The organism is Flavobacterium sp. (assembly GCF_036405015.1).
Taxonomy (GTDB): Bacteria; Bacteroidota; Bacteroidia; order Flavobacteriales; family Flavobacteriaceae; genus Flavobacterium.
Genome location: NZ_DASWYK010000104.1, coordinates 1 through 7649, shown reverse-complemented (window position 1 = coordinate 7649; position 7649 = coordinate 1). Strand labels below are relative to the sequence as shown.

The following is a 7649-nucleotide window of genomic DNA, read 5'->3' as shown; positions in this document are numbered from 1 at the left end:
TGAGTTACCTCAATTTGATTTCTGTTATTGTGATGCTTGTGTAAGCAAATTTGAAAAAGAACATCACAAAAATCCAAAGAAAAGCCACAATACTTCAATTGATATGGAATGGAAAAATTTCAGATTAAATGCGGTAAAAGCAGTGGTTGACGATGCCTACAAAATTGCTCATAAACACAATAAAAAATTAACGGCAGCAGTATTTCCTTATCCAGAAATGGCAGACCATATGGTGCGTCAGCGTTGGGACAAATGGAATATTGACGAAGTATATCCGATGATTTATCATAGTTTTTATGATGAAGAAATTGACTGGGTGGGTTACGCAACAAAACAAGGCGTAGCAGATTTAGAAGGAAAACCAACGAAAGTAAACACAGGAATTTATATTCCAGGTTTAAAATCGGATGCAGAATTGAAAGAAGCAATTTTGGAAGCTAAGAGAAATGGTGCAACAGGAGTTTCATTTTTTGACGGAAATGCTTTATCAGAAAGTAATTTAAAGACAATTAAGGAGGTAAAAGCAGGTTTATAACCAAATTTACTGGGATTAAAAATTATTACTGATTAATTTAGCAACATTAAGAACATTTTTTTCTTAAAGTTGAATTTAAACCAAAACGCATGTCAAATAGAAGAGATTTTATCAAGAAAACAACTTTAGGCACATTGGCCATTAGTTCTGTTTTGGGTGTAAGCGGATTTGCTGCTACTCCTGAAAATGAAGCAGAAGTTGAATCAAAAGAAAAAAAACAGACCAAACCGATTATCATCTCGACATGGAATCATGGTTTGCCTGCAAATAAAGAATCTTGGAAAAACCTAAAAGAAGGAAAATCAGCTTTAGACGCAATCGAAGCTGGAATGAAAATACCAGAAGCTGATCCAACTGTTCGAAGTGTTGGTTACGGAGGATATCCGGATCGCGAAGGAAAAGTTACTCTTGATGCCTGTATTATGGATCACAATAGTAATTGCGGTTCTGTTTGTTTTCTTCAAGGAATCAAACACCCTATTTCTGTTGCAAAAAGAGTATTACAAAATACGCCTCACGTGATGTTAGCGGGACAAGGCGCTTTGCAATTTGCTTTATCAGAAGGATTTAAAGAGGAAAATCTTTTAACTCCTGAATCTGAAAAAGATTGGAAAAAATGGCTGGAAGATTCTAAATACAAACCAGTTATCAATATAGAAAATCACGATACCATAAGTATGCTAATGTTAGACCAAGAAGGCAACCTTTCTGGCGGATGTACCACGAGCGGTGCAGCTTGGAAAATGCACGGACGCGTCGGTGATTCCCCCATAATCGGCGCGGGTCTTTTCTTGGACAACGAAGTAGGTGCAGCAGCAGCAACAGGTTTAGGCGAAGCTGTTATCAGAACTGCTGGTAGCGCAATGGTTGTCGAATTAATGCGTCAGGGAAAATCGCCTTATGATGCTTGTAAAGAAATTACAGAACGTATTTACAACAAACATAAAAATCACAAAGACATGGAATACCTGCAAGTTGGTTTTATTGCTTTGAATAAAAACGGTGAATACGCAGGTTACAGCCTAAGATCAGGATTTAATTACGCGGTTTCTGATGATGCAAAAGGACACAGAATGGAAGACGCGAAATTTAAAATGTCTTGGGATAAATAATTTATCACGTTTAGATGGATTAAATGTAATATTTGTCATTTCGACGAAGGAGAAATCTCCGCAAGAAACTCTACAAAGATTGGCGAGCTACTATGAGGAGCAACTCACGGAGATTTCTCCTAAAGTCGAAATGACAAACAGAACGAAGGCTATGTGCATTTATACAAGTGAAACGCCTTTTTAAGCTTAAAAAACTATATCTCTATGTGTTTAAATTAATTTAGCAAATAGAGAAACCAAAAAACAAAGAATGAAAAAATTACTATTTCAATTAACGCTAATCATTTCAGTTTTCTCGGCTAATGCGCAGAAAATTTACACGGAGAATGATATTCGTATTATTCCGAAACCGAGTCAGACTCTTGTTAAAACAGGTGTTTTTGAATTCACAAAAGATACCAAGTTTGTGGTAAACGGTGATTTTCAAAAAGATGCTGCAAATGCTTTGGCGTCTAAATTTGAAGTGGCTGCAGGATGGAAACCAGAAACAACAACTAAAGCTCCAGTAAGTAATTTTGTTCAGTTTAAAGTTGATCCGAACTTAAAGAATGAAGCTTACATTTTAGATGTAAATCCGACAAGTATTGTGATTTCTGCGAAAGGAAATGTAGGTTTTCTTTATGGTTTAGAAAGCGTTAGACAATTACTTCCAGAAGCGATTGAAAGCAAATTCGCCATCACTTCCGCAAAATGGGAAATTCCAAGTTTGACGATTAACGATGAACCACGTTTCAAATGGAGAGGTTTGATGTTGGATTTATCGCGTCATTTCTTCGATAAAAATTATGTTTTAGCAACAATCGATCGTTTGGCGATGCACAAAATGAACGTTTTGCACATGCATTTAGTTGACGATCAAGGTTGGAGAATTGAAATTAAAAAATACCCAAAATTAACAGAAGTTGGTGCTTGGAGAGTAGATCAGGAAAACTTATCATGGAATGCAAGACTTCCTGTAACAGCAGATCAAAAAGGAACTTATGGCGGGTTCTTTACGCAAGATGAATTAAGAGAAATCGTAAAATACGCTTCAACAAAGGGAATCGAAATTATTCCTGAAATCGAAATGCCAGCACACGTAAGTAGTGCAATTGCATCTTATCCAGAATTGGCATGTTTTGATCAGAAAATTGGTGTTCCGTCAGGCGGAGTTTGGCCTTTGACAGATATTTACTGTGCAGGAAAAGAAACGACTTTTGAATTTTTACAAAACGTAATTGATGAAGTAATCACGATTTTCCCTTCAAAATACATTCACATTGGTGGTGATGAAGCAACTAAAACCAATTGGGCAAAATGTCCGCATTGCCAAAAAAGAATTAAAGATGAAAAATTAAAAAGCGTTGACGAATTACAAAGCTACTTTGTAAAACGTATGGAAAAATACATCAACTCAAAAGGTAAAAAAGTTATCGGTTGGGATGAAATTTTAGAAGGTGGTTTAGCTCCAGATGCAACGGTAATGAGCTGGAGAGGAATGAAAGGCGGAATTGAAGCTGCAGATCAAGGTCATGACGTGATTATGACTCCAGAATCACCTTGTTATTTTAACTTTTACCAAGGTCCGCAAAATGAAGAACCTTTAGCTTTTGATGCTTACAATCCGTTAAGCGAAGTGTACAAATTTGATCCTGTAGTTTCAACTATGACACCTCAGGAAGCAGCGCACGTTTTAGGTGGACAAGCAAATTTATGGGCTGAGCATTTGTCTTTACCAAAAGATTCTGAATACATGATTTTCCCAAGATTGGCAGCATTATCAGAAACATTATGGAGTCCGAAAGAGAAACGCAATTGGAATGATTTTACAACAAGATTATTTTCATTATTCAAACGTTACGATTATTTAGGAATCAATTATGCGAAAAGCGCTTATTTGGTAACGGCTTCTTCAACAGCTGATTTGGCTAATAAACAAATCAAAGTAGAGTTGAAAAATGAATTTCCTAATCCAGACATTCGTTACGTTTTAGGAGATAAAACTATTGATCATCATGCTGTAAAATACGTTGCTCCAATTGAAATCAAAGAAACTACTGTTTTGAAAGCGTCTTTATTTCAAGATGAGAAGCCAGTTGGAAAAACATATACAGATACTATAGTTTTCCATAAAGCATTTGCAAAAAAAGTGAAATACTTAACGCCTTTTAATCAAAGTTATAAAGGAGATGCCAATACAATGGTAAACACGATTAGAGGAAGTAAAAATTTCCATGACGGACAATGGCAAGCTTGGTTGGTTAATGATATGGAATTGGTAATCGATTTGCAAAAAACAGAAAGTATCGAGGAGGTAAAATTGGGAGCTTTAGAAAGCCAAGGAGCAGGAGTTAATTTCCCTATCGAAGTTAAAGTTTTGATTTCTAATGATGGAGTTAAATTTCAGCAAGTTGGAAAAATTGCTCGTCCATATGCGGTAAATGCAGTTCCAGAATTGAAAGATTTTAAAATCAATTTCCAAAAACAAAATGCACGATTTGTAAAAGTAATTGCGCGCAACTTAAAGAAAAGTCCAAAAGGAGAAAGCTCTTGGTTGTTTGTTGATGAGATTTTGGTGAATTAAAAATTTTTAAACACATAGAAACATAGATTCTTTTTCTTTTGAAACTTTGTAAAAGAGTTTAGAAAGAAACTAGTTTCTAACACATAGCTTGACGTGAAATGCTTGTGACAGCTTTGTCAAAGTTTCAAACTTTGACAAAGCTTAGTCAAGTTTATCACTTCTATAAAGTAAAATTATTAAAGAATAACTCTCTGTAGTATTTGAAGTCGTTTACTACTTTAAGATTGCAATTTTTTAAGTTTATAAAAGCATAATTGAAAAAAAATGAATAAGATATTATTTAAGCTCGGGATATTATTGATTTGTTTGATGCCTTTTTTTACTAATGCACAAACAAAAGGATTTTCTATATCTAATGGAGAATTTCGTCAAGACGGGAAAGTTATTAAAATACATTCAGGTGAAATGCACTATGAGCGTATTCCAAAAGAATATTGGAAACATAGATTGCAAATGATCAAAGCTATGGGATTGAATACCGTAGCAACTTATGTTTTTTGGAATTACCACGAAATTGCGCCAGGTGTATGGGATTTTAAAACAGGAAATAAAAATTTAGCAGAGTTTGTTCGTCTTGCTAAAAGTGAGGGGTTGTATGTAATTCTTAGACCAGGTCCGTATGCATGTGGCGAATGGGAATTTGGCGGTTATCCTTGGTGGTTGCAAAACAATCCAGATTTAGTAATTCGTACCAATAACAAACCATTTTTGGACGCTTGTAAAACGTATATGGAACATTTGTATGCAGAGGTAAAAGGACTTTTTGCTAACCAAGGAGGGCCAATCATTATGGTTCAGACTGAAAATGAATTTGGATCTTATGTTTCTCAAAGAACAGATATTAAAGCTGAAGATCATAAAGCATACAAAACAGCAATTTACAATATGCTAAAACAAACTGGGTTTCCAGAACCTTTTTTTACTTCTGATGGTACTTGGTTGTTTGACGGCGGTAGTGTTGAAGGCGTTTTGCCAACTGCAAATGGAGAATCAAATTTTGATAATTTAAAGAAGCAAGTTGATAAATTCCACAAAGGACAAGGGCCATATATGGTCGCAGAATTTTATTCTGGTTGGTTGGATCATTGGGCAGAACCTTTTATTAAAATAGGACACGAAGAGATTGCAAGTCAAACTAAAAAGTATCTTGATGCAGGTGTCTCATTCAATTATTATATGGTACATGGCGGTACTAATTTCGGATTTACTTCTGGAGCAAATTATAATGAAGAAATGGATATTCAGCCAGATATTACAAGCTATGATTATGATGCGCCTATTAGCGAAGCAGGTTGGGCGACACCAAAATATATGGCGATACGTGAGATAATGCAAAAATATTCTAAAACAAAATTAGCATCGATTCCAGAGAAAATTCCAGTTACAAAATATCCTAATCAGCTTATAAAATCGAATATGGATGTTTTAAGTTGGATAAAAAAAGAAAAACCTGTTGTAAATGACCAGCCTTTGACATTTGAAAAATTAAGTCAAGGACATGGATATGTTTTGTATAGAAAAAGATTTACGCAGCCTATTTCTGGTAAATTAAAAATTGAAGGATTGAGAGACTTTGCTACAGTTTACGTAAACGGAGTTAAAGCGGGTGAGTTGAATAGAGTTTTCAAAAACTACGAGTTGGATGTTACGATTCCTTTTAATGGTATTTTAGAAATTCTAGTTGAAAATATGGGACGTATTAACTACGGTGCCGAAATAGTACATAATACGAAAGGAATTATTTCTCCAGTATATTTAAATGAATTTGAAATTAGTGGTGGATGGGAAATGTATAAAATGCCGATGAGTGAAGTTCCGGCTATTAAAAATGAAACGGTAAAATCTGGTCGTCCAGTTTTATATGAGGCTACAGTAAATATAGACAAACCAGCGGATACTTTTCTTGATATGACCAATTGGGGAAAAGGAATTGTATTCGTTAACGGCCACAATCTTGGTCGCTACTGGAAAGTTGGCCCACAACAAACGCTTTATGTGCCAGGTTGTTGGTTGAAAGCTGGCGAAAATAAGTTTGTTGTATTGGAGCAACTTAATGAAAATAAGCAAACAGAATTAACTTTTACAGACCAGCCTATACTTGAAAAGTTAAATTAAGAATACCTATTAAACAAAAAACACAAGAATAAATAAAACCTAATAAATAGATTAAAGATGAAAAGAGGAATATTCATTATCGCCCTTTTATTTTCAGCTCAGATGTTCGCTCAGGCGATATATGAAGATGAAAGATACGTACCAGAAACAGATCCGTTAGTATTAAAAAACCTAGACGAATGGCAAGGCAAAAAATTTGGTTTGCTAATGCACTGGGGAACTTACAGCCAGTGGGGTATTGTAGAATCTTGGTCTATTTGTCCAGAAGATTACGGATGGTGTGAGCGTAAAAAAGGAAGTAATCCTGCTAATTACAATCAATACATTGCGGATTATGAAGGTTTAAGAAAAACGTTTAATCCCGTTAAATTCGATCCTGCAAAATGGGCAAAAGCTGCTAAATATGCGGGAATGAAGTACATGGTTTTCACAACAAAACACCATGACGGATTTAATATGTACGATACTAAATATTCTGATTATAAAATTACGAGTAAAGACGTTCCTTTCCATACAAACCCAAAAGCAGACGTTTTAAAAGAAATTTTCAACTCTTTTAGAGGCGAAGGAATTTCAACTGGAGCTTATTTCTCTAAACCAGACTGGCATAACGAAAACTACTGGGATCCATACTTTCCTCCATTCGACAGAAACGTAAACTACGATCCGTCATTATACCCAGAAAAATGGCAGAAATATGTTGATTTCACGCATAACCAAATCTTAGAAATCTTAACGAACTACGGAAAAGTAGATATCTTATGGTTAGATGGAGGATGGGTTAGAAAAAGAGACCAAGTTAACATCAAAGAAAACTACGACGAGAAGTTTACAGAAAACGAATCTAAAAACGGTTTCATTAAACACAGAGTAGTTGACCAAGATCCAAAAATGGATGAATTGGTTGCAAAAGCTCGTGCAAAACAACCAGGTTTAATTGTTGTAGATAGAGCAGTTCACGGTAAAAACCAAAACTACTTAACTCCAGAAGGACGTGTTCCTGCTAAAACTTTGCCTTATCCATGGGAATCTTGTATTCCAGCTGGTGGCGGATGGTCTTATTCTCCAGGTGCTGAATATATGACTGGAAGACAAGGAATTCACATGTTGATTGATATTGTTGCAAAAGGTGGAAACTTATTATTAAACGTTGCGCCAAGCCCAGAAGGAGAATGGGATAAAGGTGCTTACGATTTGTTACAAGCTTACGGAGATTGGATGAAAGTAAACAGCACAGCGATTTACAACACAAAACCAATCGAACCTTATAAAGAAGAAAACATTTGTTTTACACAAAACAAAGCTGGAAATGTATTCGCGTTTT

At 35.3% G+C, this 7649-nt stretch carries 4 protein-coding genes and 1 pseudogene; all 5 read left to right on the top strand.

All coding sequences use genetic code 11. The features are described 5' to 3' along the window. A pseudogene (locus VGE71_RS08210) lies at positions 1-535 on the top strand (hypothetical protein); the annotation flags it as partial. A gap of 89 nt (positions 536-624) precedes the next feature. Continuing rightward, positions 625-1647 carry a N(4)-(beta-N-acetylglucosaminyl)-L-asparaginase gene (locus tag VGE71_RS08205; protein ID WP_331137885.1) on the top strand — a complete coding sequence of 341 codons (1023 nt, stop codon included), beginning with the start codon at positions 625-627 and terminating at the stop codon, positions 1645-1647. A gap of 250 nt (positions 1648-1897) precedes the next feature. After that, on the top strand, positions 1898-4210 hold the full coding sequence (locus tag VGE71_RS08200; RefSeq protein ID WP_331137884.1) for a family 20 glycosylhydrolase: 2313 nt from the start codon (positions 1898-1900) through the stop codon (positions 4208-4210). Positions 4211-4474: 264 nt separating this feature from the next. Further along, a complete protein-coding gene (locus tag VGE71_RS08195; RefSeq protein ID WP_331137883.1) occupies positions 4475-6325 on the top strand; it encodes a glycoside hydrolase family 35 protein in 1851 nt (616 codons plus the stop codon). 57 nt (positions 6326-6382) lie between these two features. Continuing rightward, positions 6383-7649 (top strand): alpha-L-fucosidase (locus VGE71_RS08190; protein ID WP_331137882.1); only part of this gene is annotated, 1267 nt, incomplete at its 3' end.